The following is a 19,478-nucleotide window of genomic DNA, read 5'->3' as shown; positions in this document are numbered from 1 at the left end:
GGCTTTTGAGTGGCTTTAGCTTATTCAATCTCCTACAATACTGAAAAAAACACAACAAACACATATACTATCCAAAACACATAATTATTACAAAATGTGAACCTTAAAAAGCAACAATGACGCGGGAGTTGGTTTTGCTCCTACTCCAAACAGAGGATATCTCTAAAGAAATATCACTTTTCTTCCGATGTTCATAATGTGAGGGCATTAAGCCCAATACCAAACCTCCTCCCCAAGTCTAGTAGCCGCCATTGTTGGACGGCTTTTTTTTATGCCCGTTGTATGAAAAATTACCCACTTGGCAGATATTCTTTTGTTTTTTATTATTTATAATCAAAAGATTAGTTAATATAAGCAGGATTAATTTATGAAAAGTTTAAAAAAAGCATTTACTTTGGCAGAAGTATTGATAACTCTTGTCATTATCGGCGTAATCGCCGCCCTCACAATACCATCACTTTTAAATAATACAAACAAAGAAGAATATAAAACAGGACTCAAAAAAGCATACTCGGCTTTAAACCAAGCATTAAAAACAGAATACGCATTAAACGGCAAAACCATAAAACATTACGACGACGGAGAATGCGATGGAAATCCGAGTTGTACTATTGATAAATTCTATTCTCAAAGAATGAATATTGTCAAAACTATGCCCTCCAGCGAAAGTAAAGCTTGGACTGGAGATGGAGAAATTACGTTTTACACAGCAGACGGCATTGCTTATTCGATTGACTCAAGTAGCACAATATACGTTGATGTGAACGGTGACAAAAAACCAAACAAAGAAACAACAAAAATATCTGAAATCAACGATGGATTTGAACTTTGGATACCTTGGTCAAACTATAGCGAATTTGAACATGAAAATCACATAAAAGCAGAAGGCCCCGCTCAAGCAATATTAAATAACAGCGATAGCGATGAATACGACAGAGATGGTGACAACGGTAGTGAAGATTAAATTTAATTCATTTTACAAAGGATTTTTCTTGGGTTGACCATTCAACCTAGGGTATAAAAAGGGAGTTTTTGACTCCTTTTTTATTATGAGCAAATAACGTTCAAAATCAACTTCAAGGGGCAACTTATATTCGATTTTATCTATAATTTTTCCACCTAATATTTTTAATGCCTTTTGTGCATTTTTGACTTCATCATCAACCTGTCGTGACTTATAGGCAACAAAATATCCACCTACTTTCAAATATGGAAGTGCATATTCTGATATTACATTCAAATCGGCAACTGCCCTAGTTGTGACAATATCAAATTTAGCTTTTTCTTTAAGATTTTCAACACGACCGCATATTGGCGTTATATTGTCTATATTTAAAGCAGTTTTAGCTTGTTTAATAAATTCTATTTTTTTGGCTATTGAATCTAATGCCACAACCTGAATATCGCAATAAGCCATAGCCACAGGAAGTGACGGAAAGCCTCCCCCCGTACCGATATCCAACATTCTTTGTTTTTTTTTGTTTGAATATTTTGATAAAAATAAATTTATCGCCAATGAATCATAAATATGCTTTTCAAACAGCACATCTACGTCCCCTTTGCTCATTAAATTTGTATGTGCATTATAGTTTTGGAAAAGAGTTGCAAACTTTTCAAATTTTTCTTGACTTACGCCATCTGGCTCCATCGCCAATTCCGTTTTTATTATATCAAAATTCACAAATTATCCCTTTTTAAAACTGTCAATTATTTCTATATACTTTTCTGCTCCAAGCTTGAAACGCAAATCGTCAATACGTGCTTTAACTCTTTGCATATTCTCCTCATTCGGCTGTTTCGTTATTAATTGTTTTGCAGCTAAATATGCTTTCAGAGCCTTTTCATTGATTTTTCTATTGTAATAAAAGTCGCCCAAGTCAAGATATGCTGAGGCTGCAAAAAATTTGTCATCCAATCTTCGTGCTGCACTTAAAGATTTGACCATAAAATCTAATGATTTTTGAGGATTTTTAATTTGAAAAATATGAGCCAACTTTGAATAACCAAAATATAAGCCTTCATAATTGTTTTGAATTTTATCGACTTCAATTGAAAGTTCATAATATTTTATAGCTTTTTCTGTATCATTTTGCTCTGATAAAATACTTGCCAGATTGGAATAGGCACTGGACAAAAATTCGTTTGTCGAAGAATCTTCCAAAGTGTTTATACATTTTGCATAGTATTTAGCGGCTACATCAAGTTTTCCGCTATCGTCCATTGACAAAGCATATTTAAAATAAGCTTCTGAAATAAGTTTGGCATCATCTGTTTTTTCTGCTTCTATTAAAGCTTTTTGGCAGTATGCAAGTGCTTGTTGCGAATTAGAATTATTATCCGAAAGTTCTGACAAATCCAACAAGGCTCTAACCATTAACTCCGGAGGATTTTTTGTTTTAGATGATATAATCTTCTCATATATTCTTTGTGCATCAGAAAATTTATAGCTTTCATTGTAAATTTGAGCAATGCTTAACAATATAGAATTTGCTTTAATAGGCTCTGTAGTTTGATATATTTGATATACTTCTTCAAAATGTTGCAGTGCTTTTTCTTTGTTTTGTGCCTTTTTATAGCATATTGCAAGTTTAGTTACAATCAACGGTTTTTTGATATCAAACATGGAATCCGTTTTCATTTCAAGGGCTTTTTTATAACTCAAAATCGCAGACGTATAATCAAATTGTTCTTCTGCTGATTGTGCAATTTGAATCCAATCTTCTAAAGATTCTTTATGAGAGGGAATTACTTCCTTTTCATTTTTAGATTTTTGCTCAAGATAATTTTGAAGCGGCATTTTATCATTAACTGATTTAATAATCTCATCTTCTTCATAAGTCCTTGTATTAAGCAATGCAAGTTCATCATTTGAAAGTTCAAACCGACGTGTTTTTTCAGGTTTAACTGATTTTTCAATTTTTTTTGGCTCAACTTTTTTTGAAATAACTATATTTTCAATAGGTTTGTCATAGCCTGATGTATTCAAATAATTCAAATAATTAAAATTTACATTATCTGCGTTTTTTTCAGCTTTATTTTGTGCCGTTTTATTCAACTTTTGCACTTGTTGATTATGATATTCTATTTCATCTCGCATCGTGCCTCTGGAGATAACGAGTTCCCTTTCTGAAGGCTTTTTAGGGAGCTGTGAGTCGTATAATTCGCTCAAGTAACTGTGGATTTTAATGCGTACATCTTCATCTGTGTTCTTCAAAATTTCATTTTTGACATAATCTTTCAAGTAAACAAAGTTGTTTTCTGAAGTTAAAATCATTCTACTTTTCAAATAATCAATATCTTCTTTTGTGGCAAAATTTTGCTCGATTATAAATTTATCCTCTACCCCGTGTCGAATTAACGATAAAAAGCATAACAACTTCAAAAATCTATCCGGAACTAAATCTAATATTTTAAATACCAAAAATTCATTGAACTGCTTATTACGCTTAGAAAACTCGTTCAACAAGTCAGACAAAGTTATGTGCAACAAGCTCATTATATTAACCATCATAGAAGCATATAAATAATGCCCTTTGGTATATTTGAATGCTTGCTCTACATAAAAAGAATTTTCATTCAATTTATTTTGCACAAGCAAATTCTCAAACTTTTCATTATTCAACAACTTTGTCATTGAATAATTTACCGCAATACCACCATCAATATCTTCAACATCAAAGGAACGAGAAGCTATTATTATTTTTATTTTTTCGATTTTTGAAAGATATTTTATAAAATCTAATATATTTTTTTGATTTTCACTTAATACAACCGTATTGTCAAAAGAATCTAAAATAAACAGCATTGGTGCATCAACTGCTTTTATAAAAGCGTGTATTTTTTCCGTAAAAATTGGAGTCACAATCTTGGGAAGTTGTATCTTATGCTCACTGTGATAATTAGCAAAATCAGCAAACAAGCCCAATAGCAAATCATCTAAATTAGTCGCTGCAAAATAATTCATCTTGAAAACTAAAACATCATTTTTCAACGCCTCTTTTAAATAATTTATCAGCGTAGTTTTACCTGACCCCATAAAACCATTCAAGACAAAGATTTTTTCATCAGAGCCTAAAAAATCAAATAAGTCTGAAAGAACTTCTATATTGTTCTCCAACAAAAACTTGTCCTCAAATGATGGATGAAATTTGGTCACAACACCCTCATTCAAAAAACGGCCGCTATTTGCCTCTGACATTTCTTTGTTTAAAAAATTATGCTCCATATTCCTATTTTACAATAATTCTCGTTCAAAATAAACCGTCATAAAATGTATAAACAACTATAACCCCTCCGGTAAAGAATAATAATTAATTTTTTGTTAATATTTAATGGTTTTCTGTAAATTGATTATATAAATATGTTAGTAATGATGAGATTAGTAAAATAATAAGGACAAGGAGAAAAAAGATGACAATTAGACCTTTAGCAGACAAATTGGTTATCAAAGTGATAGAAGATGCTGAACAAACTCAAGGCGGTATCTTTATTCCTGACAGTGCAAAAGAAAAACCTCAAAAAGGTGAAGTTATTGCCGTAGGACCCGGCAAAACAAACGAAAAAGGCGAAAAAGAAGATATGGGCGTTAAAGAAGGTGAAATAGTTCTTTTCGCTAAATATGCAGGTACTGACCTTAAAATGGATCATACCGAATATAAAATCCTTTCTATCAAAGACGTTTTAGGCGTTATTGAATAGAAATTTATTACTTTAAATAGAACAAACAATTATTTAGACAAAAAGGAGATTTATCATGGCTAAAAAAATAGTTTTTAATGAAGAAGCCAGAAAAAGCCTTATGAAAGGTATTGATGCAGTTGCTGACGCTGTAAAAGTTACAATCGGACCTAAAGGCAGAAATGTAATATTAGAAAAAAAATTCGGTGCACCTCAAATCGTTAATGACGGCGTTACTATTGCTAAAGAAATTGAACTCGAAGACGGTTTGGAAAATGCCGGTGCTCAACTTCTTAAAGAAGTTTCCTCTAAAACAAATGATGTTGCAGGTGACGGAACAACTACAGCTTCAGTCTTAGCTCAAGCTTTAGTTAAAGAAGGTTTGAGAAACCTAACTGCAGGAGCTAACCCTATCGGTATTAAAAGAGGTATGGACAGAGCTGTTGACGTTGCAGTTGAAGAAATCAAAAAAATGTCTACTCCTGTAAATTCTAAAGAAGCTTTGGCTCAAGTAGCTACAATTTCTGCAGGCAACGACAAACAAATTGGCGGACTAATCGCAGATGCTATGGACAAAGTCGGTCACGACGGCGTTATCACTGTTGAAGAATCGAAATCTACAGGCACAACTCTAAAAGTTGTTGAAGGTATGCAATTCGACAAAGGCTACATTTCTCCATATTTCGTAACTGATCCTGAAAGAATGGAAGCTGTTTTAGAAGATGCTTATGTACTTTGCGTAAACAAAAAAATCAACCTAATCGCTGATTTAGTACCTGTTCTTGAACAAGTAGCTCGTGACGGTCGTTCACTTTTAATAATCGCTGAAGATGTTGAAGGCGAAGCTCTTGCTACATTAGTTGTAAATACTATGAGAAAAGTTTTAAGAGCTGTTGCTGTGAAAGCTCCCGGATTCGGTGACAGAAGAAAAGCTATGCTTGAAGATATCGCTATTCTAACAGGCGGTCAAATGTTTACTGAAGAACTTGGCATTAAACTTGAAAACGTAACTGTCCAAATGCTTGGTCAAGCTAAACGCGTTACTGTTACCAAAGATGACACAACTATTGTTGTCGGTGACGAAAATAAAACTGCTGTAGCTGAAAGAGTAAAATTAATCAAAAAACAAATTGAATCTTCTGACAGCGAATACGACAAAGAAAAACTTCAAGAAAGATTGGCTAAACTATCAGGTGGCGTTGCCGTTATCGAAGTAGGTGCAGCTTCTGAAGTTGAGCTTAAAGAAAGAAAATTGAGAATTGAAGATGCTCTAAACGCAACAAGAGCTGCAAAAGAAGAAGGTATCGTCCCAGGTGGCGGCGTTGCTTTAATCAGAGTTCTTCAAGCTATGCAAGAAAAACAAGAAAATTGCCCTACTTGTAAAGAATTACCTGATGATGAAAGAATCGGCGTTAAAATTCTTATGGAATCACTTGATATTCCGTTATATTTAATCGCTAATAACAGCGGCGTTAAAGGCGAAGTTATCGTTGAAGAAGTTAAAAAACTCAAAGGTAACGAAGGTTATGACGCAATGAACGACAAATACGTTGACATGCTTGAACACGGCATCGTCGACCCTGCAAAAGTAACTAGAAGTGCCCTTCAAAATGCAGTATCTGTAGCTTCTATGCTATTGACTACTGAAGCTGCAGTTGTTGAACTTCCTGAAAAGAAATCAGCTCCTGCAATGCCTGATATGGGTGCTATGGGCGGCATGCCCGGAATGATGTAATTCGTTTTATTCATTTTGAACAAAAAAGGGAAGGCAATTTGCTTTCCCTTTTTGTTATATTTAAATATTAATCAATTCGTTTTTTTGCTTTTTTATAAGCGTTATCATGATTATCTATAGAAACAATCGTCACAAGCTTTTTATCATCATTTATTTTAAATAAAACTCTATAACCTTTATTCCAGTCCATTCCTCTAATACCACTTAAATCTCCGCTTTTGGCTCTAGAAGAACCATACGGATTGTTTTCTAACTTTTTTAAAGAGCGATATAATACTTTTAAATCAATACCGGATTTATTTAGTTTTGGTATATCTTCTTCAAGCACGCTTTTTGTAAACTTTACTTGATACTCCAAAAACTGATTCCTCTATATCTTTAAGTGAAACTAATTCATCGTTAGCTTCTTCTTGACTAGCTTCTTCTATACGTTCATTGTATTTTTTTATCGCCGCATCTATAGTTTGAGTAATAGCACCCAAAGGTACCATAAACCGCATTACCAACTGTCCATTTTTATTAGCAGCTATCCATCTAGCCGAAATATCATTAATTTCTCCTTGGGGAGCACATAAAACATCTTTTCCATTTGATATTAATACTAATTCTGATAATGGGGATTTGTAATCAAATGTATGTTTCAAATAATCTATTGCCATTTTTATATTTTTAAGACTGATATTATTATCTCTTAAATAGACAATTGTCTTAACTTCAACAATATCTTTAAAAGAATATAGTCGAACAGAACCTCTACCAGATGATTTTAAAACACTTGGGGAAGAAAGTCCTCTTTTGTCCCACATATTCAATTGAGAAACACTAGCACCCGTTAAAGAGGCTACAAAATTGGTATTAAAGGCTATATCATATTTATCACTCATATTAATATATTACCACAATTTGAATATATTTAAAGACTCCCTTTTATATGTTTTGTTTTTCAATTAACAGTTCTGCTTTTTTAACTTTATAAGATTGAAAAGCAGGTTCACTTGTCTGTTTCAAAAAAGAAACCAACAATTTTAACTCTTCTTTTGTCATTTCGTCTGAGTCAAGCCCTGTTGCATCCCAAATTCTGATAGGGAAAATGTCTGTTACTAATAGTTTTGCATACTCATCAACGTAAGACGGCTTATACGTTTTACCGTTTGTATATTGAATTGGAGTTGTGAGAACAAGATTATATTTACACTCATTCACTGCAAAATTCTCTTCAATTTGCTTTGATTGAACTTGCTTTAAATAAGCCTCACTATTTGAGATATCAACAATTGCGTGGTTTTGAATTTCATATCCGTATCCTCGCATAATCAAACCTTTTTCAGCGAAAGAAAGAGCTTTATCTCCTTCTGCCAAGTCACCATTATAAAAATTATCTACAGGTACCACTTTACCTGTTAAGCTAATATTATCGTACATTTTATTCCTTTCCATTATCACTTAACTTTAAAATATAAAACCATTTTGTTAGCACGAGGTTGAACACTTTCACTATTACCATACATTTTATTTACCAATGAAGCATTAAAGTTTAAGACAGAAGGTGCATAATCTGCCCCACCACTACCACGAGATACTTGATTTGTAACTTTAAAACACCCTGTATCATGACTTAAAGCTGCACCTGACCACGCTTCACCTACGATATTCGGCAAGCCGGCTTCTTTATACAATCCCGCATTTGCGACAATACCTGTCAATTGCATAAAATTCTCACACCTCGGAAGTTTAAACTGCCTGTTTTCTATATCTAACAAATAATACCAAGCAGAATTCGTAGCCGCATATAACTCGTCAACAGCAACAGCGTTAGCACTTTCAACTATTCTAAAAAGCTTCGGACTAACGTTACATATCACATTTTTATTGCTTATTGTATTTGTTGAATCTACATAACTATTAGCATCTGTGGTTAAAGTGCCTGAATTATATTGATTTAAAAGATATTGATAAGCTGATATATATATATTTCCGTCAAGCCAATTGCCGTCAGCAGGTTTCCAATCATCATTTTGAGCTTTATCAGAAATTTTAAAATCAAAAAGATTATCTGATATTTCATTTATCCTGTTAGTAACATAATTAACCATATATGCTTTATTTACTGAATGGACATCTATTGTAGGCTCCCCAACAGAAAAAGGCACATCTGCGTAGCCGTTTTTATCAGCAGCAACCTGTTCTTCAATCAATTCACAACGATTGTTTAGCAACGTATTATTATTGATTGTCATCGTTGTAAGCTGAGTAACCTTGCTTCCCTGAACACTAACAGCATCCAAGATAGACTGGTGAGCATACTCGTCATTGTTATGCACTGAAAGAGTATTTTGAATATTTTGACTCATTGTTAAAGGTATTTGTTGATTATTATCCGTAACCTCAACTTGTATTTCAGGCACAAGTCCATTTTCATCATTAAAATTGTCTGTCATATTTCACCTTTCACATTGTTTACTAATCAACATGCGTTTATTTTATCACTGCTTTTTAATATTTGTCAACTGGTGTTGATTTTTATTAAAGTTATGATATGATTTTCTGGAAGGGATTTTTAATCATGACTAATAAAAAAAGACTCGAGGATTTCGGCTCTACCATCAAACATAGAAGAACAGCCCTTGACTTATCAATTAGAGAACTCGCAAAATATTCAGGCGTCAGTGCAGCTCTGATTTCAAAACTCGAAAACGGACAAATGAAAAATTTTCCCAAAACTATTACCATTGACCTATTAAGCAAAGCTTTGAAATTTTATAATAATGAATTATTTACTTTAGCTGACATATTATGCACTCCTGAAAATACCGTTAAAGATTTTAATATCAATTGGCAAGAAAGTTTACGTGCCCTCCTTGCCACTTCTACAAACCTAAACGCTAAAAATATTGAACAATCTATCTACTTCATTCAAGGACTCGAAACCTTACAAAAAATAGATGATTTGTATTAAATTACCCCAAAACACAATCATTACATGCTTTCATCATATATTTACTTGAAAAATAAATATATTTTAATTATAATTCTCGCATAAAGAAGGAAAGGTTTTACTATGGCTAAAAATCAATTGCCTGAGGGCGTAGGCAAGAAAATAGTTGAAGCATTAAAAAGACAATCTGAAATTGAAATAAATCCTATCGAAGAAGAAATCGTTGAACCCCCTGTTATTAAAGAACAAACAGCAACTGCCGTTCAAGAAATCGAAGAACCGGTTAATGATAATTTAGAAATTTTTGAAGACGTAATCTCTAACGAAGTCACTAATAATATTGCTGCTTCTAATATTGATAGCCAAGAAAACTTTATTATTGAAGATAATGAGCCTGTTGTTATTCCGAATAACGACTCATCTCATTTCAATTTTAACGTCCAACCTGTTCCCCAAATTCAAGAAGAACCGGTTGAATCACCTATCAGTTACCAAGCACCAAAAGAGGTTAATATGAATAACGCAGAAAAAACTACTCAAGTTGACGTTCCTGCTAATGTCGCAGTTTTAAAAAGATTAATTTCTCAACTTCCTGCCGGCGTTACTAAACAAACAGGGGCTCAAATTATAAGACAAACTATAGAAGCTTTGGGCATCTCAATGAATCAAGTTCTACAAGAAGCTCAACAAGTTCAAGATAATTTGAATGGCTCAATCAAAGATTGCATGACTAAAGTTCAAGAATATAAAACTAATATTATGTATCTTGAAAGACATGCTCAAGACTATCAAAGACAAGTAACTCAAATTAATGACTTGATTAGCTTATTTGTTTTAACAGATAAAGTTAAATAATAGATTAATGCAAATCAAAAATATAAAAAGACGCTAATATGGCGTCTTTTTTGTTATAGCTTGTTGTTAACTCCGTAACCAAATAATGCAAAATCATATTTGATGGGATCATCAAGGTCAATATCTTTCAACACTTTTGTCAACTCAATTACCGCCCGCATATCATTGCTTGAGCGATTCAAAAGTCCTAATTTTCTTGAAATCTTTGCGACATGTGTATCCAACGGAATTAATAGTTCAGATTTTTCTATAAAATCCCAAATACCTAAATCAACGGCTCCATCTCTTACGAACCATCTCATCATCATATTTAGACGTTTCATAGCACTTCCTTTGCGTGGGTCCGGGAGCAAGAAATAAAACCCTTGAGTTACAGGCAAGGTCACTCTGGAATAAAAATAATCAACAATTCCTTGAAACATTCCTTCTACACTTCCTGTCGAATTGTATGAATATGCAAAAAGCTTCTCTAAAGAATTCTCTGTTGAATAAAGCTCTTTTAATATCAAAAACAATTGTTTAAAATCAATCCCTTTTGAAAAACGATATTTAAAATCATCAAAATCTTGATTTGCTTCATTAAAATTCAAGATATAATTATGGGGTTGTTGATTCATAATCGCAAACATATGACTTAGCTTTTCGATAAAAAGCTCACGTCTGCCATAAGCCATCACAGCAGCCAAAAAACCTGCAATTTCTACATCCTTTTTATCATTAAATCTGCGAGGAAATTGTACCGGGTCATCTTTTATAAAATCTTCTGTTTCATAACTTGATACGTATTCATCAAGCGAAATTTTTAAATTCATCGTAAATCCTTAAAATACAAATCAATCATATTATCGCATTTTTCCTCCATAATTCCACCTTTGACCTCAAGTTTAGAATTATGAATTTTTCGCAAATCGATTTTTGAGCCTAATGCACCATACAAAATATCATAAGAGCCGAAATAAATTTTTTCAATACGTGACTGGATAATTGCAGACGCACACATAGGGCAAGGTTCTAGCGTAACATACATTGTACAACCGGCTAAACGCCAATTACCCAAGTAGCCGGATGCCTTCTTGATTGCCAATATTTCTGCGTGTTGAGTCGAATCGTTGTTTTTCTCTTTTTGATTAAAGGCTTTTGCAATGACAACACCGTCTTTTGCGATTACAGCACCTACAGGAATGTCATTGTCGGACTTTAAAGCTTCGGATATAGCAAGCTCCATGAATTCAAGCTTCATGCCTGTTCACTTTCTTTAACCAAAGGCAGAATAACTTTTACCCAAAACTCGTTTTTAACACTTGATTTCAAATATATTGCCCCGTGCATAGCTTCGACAAGTCCTTTAACAATAAAAAGCCCCAAACCTGTTCCGCGAGTGGTTCGAGTCGTATCATCTTCGACACGAGTAAATTTTTCAAATAATTTTTCGAGTTTTTCTTTATCTATATAGTCAGCCTTATTGAACACTGTCAAAATTGCTCTATCATTTTCGACTTCAGCACTTATAACAATCGGGCTGTCTTCATAAGCATATTTTGTTGCATTTTCAACGAGATTAATGATAACTTGCTCAATCCTGTCCTTATCTGCTCTAACCAGTGGAAAATCAGCAGGAACAAGGTTTTCTACAATTCTATTTTCAACATTTCTTATTGACAAGAAAGAAGATTCCACAGTATCCCACAAATTTACATCTTCAAGCCTTATATTGAGCTTGGCACCTTCGATATCTGGTATAACCAATAAATCCTCAACCATTCTCGCTAAACGTTCAGACTGTTGCTTTATAACTACCAAAGATTTATGTTTCATAGCTTCATCAAGAACGATATCTTGCCTCAAAAGCCTTGATGTATAACCTTTTATGCTTGTTAAAGGGGTTCTAAATTCATGGCTTACGGTATCGACAAGATTGGAGCGAAATTCATCAAGATGTTTAAGTTCTATATTTTTTTGTTTCAATTTTTTATAAGAAACATTGATTTCATTAACCATTTTATTAAACTCTGAAGCCAAAAAGACAACCTCAGACGGAGTAAAGAAATTCATCAAAAGTCTGATTTGACGTTTGTAATTCCCCTTTGATATAGCCATAATACCTTTAAACAACTGTTTTATGTTTATGTATAGATAATAGGTATAAATCCCGACCAAAAGCAAAATGAAAGCAGCCGCAACAAGAATAGCTACAATAATCTTGGCTCTTGCGGTATTAATCGTTTTTTCCGTAATTTCATGCGTGGTATTCACGATAACAAGCAAATTTGTACCGCTTGCTTTCAAGTAAGCTAACGGTTGGTTTTTAATATCCCCATAAGTTACCGGAACATCTATTTCCAACTTGGACGGAAGCAATTTTTTTACATTTTCAAAGTCATCTTTTGAATAATTATGAGCAAATATTAAGCCGCCGGTATTGGAATCAAGCACATATATCTGACGCTTATCATTCTTTATGTTTTCAAAAATTTTATCCTTAAATTTTTCGACATCCACTGTCGCAACAAGATATTTGTCATCGTGGATTTTTTCTGCCAAAATCAAATCCTGATTTTCTTCATTATAATGCAATCTTGAAGGCTCTTTAAAATCAGCTTTAAGCTGGGACGGCATTATAATTTGCAAATCCTTAAAAAGATTTGAATTGATAACAACATCTTTCAAATAAACATCTTCGATATAATCATTAGGGAAATATTTTGTTGCGAGGACGACCTCTTTCAATTTACCCTCATCTGATTCAACGAGTGAATGAATATTATTTTCAATAGATTCTGCAATCATTTCAGCTGAATAGCTAAGTTCTCGTCTTATGCCGTGTTGATTGATATTATTGACAATTAGCCCTGCGATTACCAAAGGAGTAATTACAGAAAAGAAGGTAACAATTGCAATTTGTTCAACAATTTTTAATCTTTTAATTTTTTTCATTCTGCATCTTCTTCAAAAGGAGTTAGTTTATATCCGACATTTGTCACAGTATGCAAATACACGGGATGTTTGGGGTCTTCTTCTATTTTTTGCCTCAAGCCGCCGACATGAACTCTGAGCATTCTGACATCTTCATCTCCGTCATACCCCCACACCTCATTGAGCAATACAGCCAAAGTAACTGCATTATTAAAATGTTGCATAAGACAATATAATATTTCAAACTCTGTAGGTGTCAATTTTATAAGATTATTTTTAATTTCAGTTTCTAAAGATTCAGGAAAAAGCTCGATATCACCTGCTTTTAATATTTCACCTGAAGCAGGAGAAGATTGACTTTTAGGTGAATTACGACGCAAAAGAGCTCTAACTCTCAACAAAACCTCTTGGATATCAAAGGGTTTAACAATATAATCATCTGCCCCCGAGTCAAAACCTGATGTTTTATCACCAATAGTTCCTTTTGCCGTTAAAAGTAAAATAGGCATTTCAGGTTTAGTTTTCTTTATATTTTTGCAGACATCAAAACCGTTCATTTTAGGCATCATTACGTCAAGCAGAACCAAATCATAATTAGAGGCAATCGATTTGTTTAAGCCGTCCAAACCGTCCACCGCAGTATCTACAATATAACCGCTTTGAGCCAAGTCAAACTCTAGCAATTCTCTGATTTCATTATCATCATCAACAACCAATAGACGTTTTTGCATATACCCTCAACATTTGAGATTTACCAAAAAATAATCTCTTTCAATTTTAACAAGCACATTATCGCATAATTTTAATGTTTTCACAATGAAAATCACATGTTATGATAGTTGATGTGAAAAAGTTTGTAAAAACAGCAGGATATATAACACTCTCTTTGGGAGCTATTTCAATGCTTATTCCGTTTATATGGATGTTATTGATTTCCTTCATGATGCCTGAGCAAATATTTCATTATCCGCCGAAATTTATACCACACCCGTTTGTCATTGACAGCTACAAAAATGTATTTAACGCAATAGCAATAAGGCAATATTTTACCAACAGCATGATTGTTGCATTTGCAACAACTTTGGGGCAAGTGATAATTTCCGCCATGGCAGGATATGCTTTTGCAAGATTGAAATTCAAATATAAAGAACCTCTTTTTTTCCTTATTCTCATAACCATGATGGTTCCGCCACAAGTAAATATTATCCCTTTGTTTTTCATAATGAGAGAATTAAATTGGATTGATACATATCAAGCTTTAATTGTACCGGGGCTTTTCGGGGGATTTGGCGTATTTTTAATGCGGCAGTGGTTCAAATCTTTGCCTATGGAAATAGAAGAAGCCGCAAAAATTGATGGCTGCAATCATTTTGTAATCTTTTTCAAAATAGCTTTACCCTTAGTAATGCCGGGAGTTGTAACATTAGCTATATTCACATTTATAACCACTTGGAACAGCTTCATGTGGCCACTAATCGTGACAAACTCTGACGCAATGAGGACACTTCCAATCGGGCTTGCCAATTTTAAAGGAAGCTTTAGAGAAATTACTCAATGGGGCGAATTAATGGCTTATTCTGTTATATGCTGCATTCCTGTCATAACGATATTCCTTGCAGGAAAAAAATATTTCATTGACGATATGCTGGGCGGAAGCTTGAAAGAATAAATAGCACAATGGTCATAAAAATATACCTTAGTGGTTAATATCAATTTTTCATTTCTGCTTTAATATATAATGACAAACTAAAATATTCTCTATAAGTTTGCATAATGAATAATAACAGCGAGCATAGGTATATGTATAAAGTACTTTTTATTGAAAAAAACATATCAGAAACCGAAATCGATTTTCAAAATAATGATGAATTTGTCATGGACAAAATCACTTTTGAAGAAGTTTCTGATAAAATTAACAACTACCAACTATGTATCATAAAATTAAATACGTTGGAAAATAATGAACTGCAAAAAATTAAAAATATAATTCAAAATTATCATCACATTGATTTTTGGGCAACCAACAATAGTTGCACAAAAAACGATATCCTAAAAGCTTATAATCTCGGATTTAAAAACTTTATCCAACTACCTTTAGATAAAGATATCATTGTAAACAGCCTTAAAAAAAATAAGCTTAAAAATAATGAAAAATATGGTAATATCAAAATTAATTTCAGTGATTATCAAAATTCACAAATACTAATTGTAGATGACATGTGTATGAATATAGAACTTTTAAAAGAAGTTTTATCACCCTTTAAAATCACACCTGATTGTTATATGAAGCCTTTTGATGCGTTAAAAATTATCGATGAAAAAAAATATGATTTGATACTGCTTGATATTGTAATGCCTGGTTTAAACGGATTTGAATTTGCTGAAAAATTAAAACTATCAAATAAAAATAAAGCCACTCCTGTTATTTTCATAAGTGCTCTTGATAACATAAAAGTAAAAATTCAAAGCTACAATCTCGGCTCTTACGCCTATATCAATAAACCTATCGATATAAAAAGCACGAGAGTACAAATATATAATGCTTTAAAAATCAAAAGACTTCAGGATTCTCTTTTTAATGAAAAAGAAAAACTAGACACTATATTTCAATTTTCAAGAAGTGAGATTATTTTAACTGATAAAAATTTTAATATAATCTCTCAAAATCATCGATATACAATGAGATCTGTACAAAAAGCTTGCAATTTTATTGAATTAATAAAAGAAGATAACACAGAAAGCAACGTCTCGAAAATTAATGATTTTGCTACTCAAAACGAACAAAATTTAACCATAAAAATCAATTATCATAATGACGTAAACGGACATTTGATACCGGCTAACGCTTGCATCTCAAAGATATTTTCAACTTTAAACACCCTTGACGGATATTTAATTATAATAAATGACATTACTCAAGAAGTGCAAAACCAAAAACAAAAAGAAACTTTTATTGCCACTTTAACACACGACCTAAAAACTCCTATAAGAGCACAAATACAAGCACTTCAATTAATTCTCAATAATAAATTCGGCATTGTTGACGGCGAATTGGCTTCTATACTTAATGAAATTTTAAGCTCTTGTAAATTCATGCAACACATGACCGACAATTTGCTTACTAAATATAAAACTCAAAATGGGCACATGATTTTGACAAAAGAAAAAAAATCCATATACGACATAATTAAAAAAAACAGTGAACAACTAAAATATTTATTAGAACAAAAAAATCAAACCGTTAAAATTATAAATGAAACAAAATTTGATGAATTAGAACTCGACCCGCTGGCTATAAAAAGAGTGCTCAATAATTTAATTATTAATGCCTCAGAATATACCCCCGAAAATGGTACGATTACAATTAAAATTGAAGATGACAATGATAAATTGAAAGTATCTGTAATCGATACAGGGTGGGGAATTCCTGAAGAAGATAAAGATACGATTTTTGACGAATATATCTCTACAGCAAAACGCTTTCGCAAAGTCGGCTATGGCTTAGGGCTTTATATTTGCAAAAAAATAATTGAAGAACACAACGGAAACATCTACGTGAATAGCGAAGAAGGAAAAGGCACTGAGTTCGTCTTTACACTACCTCTTTCAAACTCCATTGTTAATTTCTAGTAGAAATTGTTAATTAAAGATAAATTTTTTCTGATTTTAAAAAAAAATGCATTAAACTGACAATATACAGGAGGTGCATTATGATAGATTTTAACCGCTTAACAGATTATACCCAACAAATTATCTATTTTGCTCAACAACTTATGTATGAATATCACAACACACAGTTAGAACCTTTGCATATTTTGTTGGCAATTACCGAAGACAAAGAAGGTATATCCAAAGACTATATGGAAGCATTGAAAATCAATAACGATAATTTCAAAAACAAAGTTATAGTCGATATTCAAAAACTTCCTCACGTTGAACAACAACAAGGTAGTCAACAGTTATATCTTTCAAGCAAAACCATCCAACTTTTTGATAAAGCTAAAGAAATAGCTGAAACTCTCAAAGATTCATTTATTAGCATTGAGCATATTCTTATAGCCATGACAGAGCTCTCGGGTTCTGATGTCCAAAATATTCTTTCAGGATATAAAATTGATAAAAATACGATTTTAAATGCAATGAAAAAAATAAGAGGCAACAACAAAGTGGACTCAAAAAATGCTGAAGAAGCTTATAAAGCTCTTGAAAAATATTCAACCGACCTAACAGAAATGGCGAGAAAAGGCAAACTCGACCCCGTTATCGGCAGAGATGAAGAAGTCCGCCGTATTATACAAGTTTTAAACAGAAAAACCAAAAATAATCCGGTTTTAATAGGTGAACCCGGCGTCGGGAAAACTGCTATTGTCGAAGGTTTAGCCCAAAGAATAATCAGAGGCGATGTCCCTGATAGTCTTAAAAACACAAAACTTGTAGCCCTCGACCTTGGTGCACTGGTTGCAGGTGCAAAATTCAGAGGCGAATTTGAAGAAAGACTTAAAGCCGTCTTAAAAGAAGTAGAATCTTCTAACGGCGAAATAATAATGTTTATTGATGAATTACACACTGTAGTTGGAGCGGGTGCAACAGAAGGCTCTATGGACGCAGGAAACCTTCTAAAGCCAATGCTAGCAAGAGGACTGCTAAGATGTATCGGTGCAACAACAATAAATGAATATCGCAAATATATTGAAAAAGACCCCGCACTTGAAAGACGTTTTCAACCGACAATGGTCGAAGAACCTTCTGTCGAAGATACGATAAGCATATTGCGTGGATTAAAAGAACGATATGAAGTTCACCATGGCGTAAAAATCAAGGATGCTGCTCTCGTCGCTGCTGCAAAATTTTCTGACAGATATATCACCGATAGATTTTTGCCTGATAAAGCTATAGACCTAATTGATGAGGCATCTTCTTCTTTGAGAATTGAAATCGACTCCATGCCGGAAGAACTCGATAAACTTGTTCGTCAAAAAATGCAACTTGAAATTGAAAAAGAAGCATTAAAAAAAGAAATGAACGACGAAAATAAAACTAAAATTGAAAATATTAATCATATTTTAAGTGAAATAAACACAAAAATTACCGAGCTAAAAACCCAATGGGAACTTGAAAAAAAGTCAATCAAAGGCGAAGTTGCAATAAAAGAAGAAATCGAAAAAACCAAAATTGAAATTGATAGAGCTGAACGTAAAGCCGATCTTCAAAAAGCAGCAGAATTAAAATACGGCAAGCTTCTTGAACTTGAAAAAGAACTCAAACTTGCCGAAGAAAATAAAGAAAACAAAACCGAAAATCGTCTTTTAAAAGAAGAAATTGACGAAGACGATATTATGGAAATAGTAAGCAAATGGACAGGTATTCCGGTAACAAAAATGGCTGAAAGCGAAGTCGAAAAGCTTATTCGATTGGAAGAATATCTTCACAAGCGAGTAATTGGTCAAGATGAAGCAGTGAATGTCGTTTCTGACGCCATAAGGCGGGCTCGTTCAGGCTTAAAAGACCCTAAACGCCCGATTGGTACTTTTATGTTTTTAGGACCGACAGGCGTCGGGAAAACAGAACTTGCAAAAGCCTTAGCAGAATTTATGTTCAACGACGAAGATGCTTTGATAAGAATTGATATGTCCGAATATATGGAAAAACATACCGTTGCAAGACTCATAGGTGCTCCTCCGGGATACGTAGGATATGATGAAGGTGGTCAATTGACTGAAAAAGTCCGCCGTAAGCCCTATTCTGTCGTGCTTTTTGACGAAGTAGAAAAAGCTCATCCTGATGTATTTAATATAATGCTCCAAATTTTTGACGATGGTCGTTTGACTGATTCAAAAGGTCGTACAGTGGATTTTAAAAACACCTTAATTATCCTTACGAGCAACATCGGAAGCGACATTATTCTTGAAAACACATTAGAATCAATGATGTCTGAAGAAAAATATGACCAAACTAAAGAAAAAGTAACTGATTTATTAAAGCAACGTTTCAGACCTGAATTTTTAAACAGACTTGATGAAATTGTGTTCTTTAAAGCTTTAACCTTGGCACAACTAGGTGGAATCGTTGATATTCAAGCAGCCCATCTTCATAAATTACTAGCGGAAAAAGATATAGCACTTGAATTAACTCCTGATGCAAAGGAATTACTTGCAACAAAAGGGTTCAACCCGCTCTATGGAGCACGTCCATTGAAAAGAACAATAAGGCAATTAATCGAAAATCCTTTATCAAAAATGCTATTAGAACAAGAAATCAAATCTCATGACAAAATTGTCATTGGTGCAGACGGAGAAGAACTCACTTTTAAGGTGAAAAAATAAACAACAAAATACCGAAGCTTTAAAACTTCGGTATTTTTAT

The 19,478-nt window shown here is 33.2% G+C and carries 18 protein-coding genes; 8 read left to right on the top strand and 10 right to left on the bottom strand.

The window, feature by feature from the left end:
• Window positions 1–367: 367 nt before the first annotated feature.
• Window positions 368–964 (top strand): type II secretion system protein, encoded by a 597-nt coding sequence (locus PHV37_04335; GenBank protein MDD3237306.1) that lies wholly within the window; start codon window positions 368–370, stop codon window positions 962–964.
• Window positions 965–976: 12 nt separating this feature from the next.
• Here the strand turns inward: PHV37_04335 and rsmG are convergent, their stop codons facing one another.
• Both rsmG and PHV37_04325 read right to left on the bottom strand, forming a co-directional pair.
• Window positions 977–1,681 (bottom strand): 16S rRNA (guanine(527)-N(7))-methyltransferase RsmG, encoded by a 705-nt coding sequence (gene rsmG / locus PHV37_04330; GenBank protein ID MDD3237305.1) that lies wholly within the window; start codon window positions 1,679–1,681, stop codon window positions 977–979.
• A 3-nt stretch (window positions 1,682–1,684) separates the two neighbouring features.
• The gene (locus tag PHV37_04325) at window positions 1,685–4,225 is read right to left on the bottom strand and encodes a tetratricopeptide repeat protein (GenBank protein MDD3237304.1); all 2,541 of its coding nucleotides are present in this window, start codon (window positions 4,223–4,225) and stop codon (window positions 1,685–1,687) included.
• A 185-nt stretch (window positions 4,226–4,410) separates the two neighbouring features.
• Here PHV37_04325 and PHV37_04320 point away from each other — a divergent pair, with 185 nt between their 5' ends.
• Window positions 4,411–4,698 carry a co-chaperone GroES gene (locus PHV37_04320; protein ID MDD3237303.1) on the top strand — a complete coding sequence of 96 codons (288 nt, stop codon included), beginning with the start codon at window positions 4,411–4,413 and terminating at the stop codon, window positions 4,696–4,698.
• A 52-nt stretch (window positions 4,699–4,750) separates the two neighbouring features.
• The gene (gene groL / locus PHV37_04315) at window positions 4,751–6,412 is read left to right on the top strand and encodes a chaperonin GroEL (protein ID MDD3237302.1); all 1,662 of its coding nucleotides are present in this window, start codon (window positions 4,751–4,753) and stop codon (window positions 6,410–6,412) included.
• Window positions 6,413–6,479: 67 nt separating this feature from the next.
• Here the strand turns inward: groL and PHV37_04310 are convergent, their stop codons facing one another.
• The 4 genes from PHV37_04310 to PHV37_04295 are packed head-to-tail and all read right to left on the bottom strand — an operon-like array spanning window position 6,480 to window position 8,850.
• Window positions 6,480–6,740, bottom strand: coding sequence for a hypothetical protein (locus PHV37_04310; protein MDD3237301.1), 261 nt, complete (start codon window positions 6,738–6,740; stop codon window positions 6,480–6,482).
• Entirely contained in the window at window positions 6,733–7,296 is a 564-nt protein-coding gene (locus PHV37_04305) for a MerR family transcriptional regulator (GenBank protein MDD3237300.1), read from the bottom strand. The genes PHV37_04310 and PHV37_04305 overlap by 8 nt, the downstream gene beginning before the upstream one ends.
• 43 nt (window positions 7,297–7,339) lie before the next feature.
• Window positions 7,340–7,834, bottom strand: coding sequence for a hypothetical protein (locus PHV37_04300; protein MDD3237299.1), 495 nt, complete (start codon window positions 7,832–7,834; stop codon window positions 7,340–7,342).
• Between the two features lie 17 nt (window positions 7,835–7,851).
• Complete coding sequence (locus PHV37_04295) at window positions 7,852–8,850, bottom strand: hypothetical protein (GenBank protein ID MDD3237298.1); 999 nt, start codon at window positions 8,848–8,850, stop codon at window positions 7,852–7,854.
• A gap of 125 nt (window positions 8,851–8,975) precedes the next feature.
• On the opposite strand from PHV37_04295, the gene PHV37_04290 reads away from it, so the two are divergent.
• Both PHV37_04290 and PHV37_04285 read left to right on the top strand, forming a co-directional pair.
• The gene (locus PHV37_04290; GenBank protein MDD3237297.1) at window positions 8,976–9,368 is read left to right on the top strand and encodes a helix-turn-helix transcriptional regulator; all 393 of its coding nucleotides are present in this window, start codon (window positions 8,976–8,978) and stop codon (window positions 9,366–9,368) included.
• Window positions 9,369–9,470: 102 nt separating this feature from the next.
• Entirely contained in the window at window positions 9,471–10,202 is a 732-nt protein-coding gene (locus tag PHV37_04285) for a hypothetical protein (GenBank protein MDD3237296.1), read from the top strand.
• Window positions 10,203–10,255: 53 nt separating this feature from the next.
• On the opposite strand, the gene PHV37_04280 is transcribed toward PHV37_04285, so the two are convergent.
• The 4 genes from PHV37_04280 to PHV37_04265 are packed head-to-tail and all read right to left on the bottom strand — an operon-like array spanning window position 10,256 to window position 13,846.
• Complete coding sequence (locus PHV37_04280) at window positions 10,256–11,014, bottom strand: TIGR02757 family protein (GenBank protein MDD3237295.1); 759 nt, start codon at window positions 11,012–11,014, stop codon at window positions 10,256–10,258.
• Window positions 11,011–11,442, bottom strand: coding sequence for a nucleoside deaminase (locus PHV37_04275; GenBank protein MDD3237294.1), 432 nt, complete (start codon window positions 11,440–11,442; stop codon window positions 11,011–11,013). Before PHV37_04275 ends, PHV37_04280 begins: the two co-directional genes overlap by 4 nt.
• Complete coding sequence (locus tag PHV37_04270) at window positions 11,439–13,136, bottom strand: ATP-binding protein (GenBank protein MDD3237293.1); 1,698 nt, start codon at window positions 13,134–13,136, stop codon at window positions 11,439–11,441. The genes PHV37_04275 and PHV37_04270 overlap by 4 nt, the downstream gene beginning before the upstream one ends.
• Window positions 13,133–13,846: a response regulator transcription factor gene (locus PHV37_04265; protein ID MDD3237292.1), complete on the bottom strand. Its 714-nt coding sequence runs from the start codon at window positions 13,844–13,846 to the stop codon at window positions 13,133–13,135. Before PHV37_04265 ends, PHV37_04270 begins: the two co-directional genes overlap by 4 nt.
• A 101-nt stretch (window positions 13,847–13,947) precedes the next feature.
• On the opposite strand from PHV37_04265, the gene PHV37_04260 reads away from it, so the two are divergent.
• The 3 genes from PHV37_04260 to clpB all read left to right on the top strand — a co-directional run bounded on the left by PHV37_04260 (window position 13,948) and on the right by clpB (window position 19,438).
• Window positions 13,948–14,784, top strand: coding sequence for a carbohydrate ABC transporter permease (locus tag PHV37_04260; protein ID MDD3237291.1), 837 nt, complete (start codon window positions 13,948–13,950; stop codon window positions 14,782–14,784).
• Between the two features lie 131 nt (window positions 14,785–14,915).
• A complete protein-coding gene (locus PHV37_04255) occupies window positions 14,916–16,745 on the top strand; it encodes a hybrid sensor histidine kinase/response regulator (protein ID MDD3237290.1) in 1,830 nt (609 codons plus the stop codon).
• Between the two features lie 80 nt (window positions 16,746–16,825).
• Entirely contained in the window at window positions 16,826–19,438 is a 2,613-nt protein-coding gene (gene clpB / locus PHV37_04250; GenBank protein MDD3237289.1) for an ATP-dependent chaperone ClpB, read from the top strand.
• Window positions 19,439–19,478 lie beyond the last annotated feature (40 nt).

It is taken from the genome of Candidatus Gastranaerophilales bacterium (assembly GCA_028693235.1).
GTDB lineage: Bacteria > Cyanobacteriota > Vampirovibrionia > Gastranaerophilales > Gastranaerophilaceae > JAQUVW01.
Note: the sequence above shows the minus strand (reverse complement) of the source record. Positions and strands in the feature narration are given on the sequence as shown.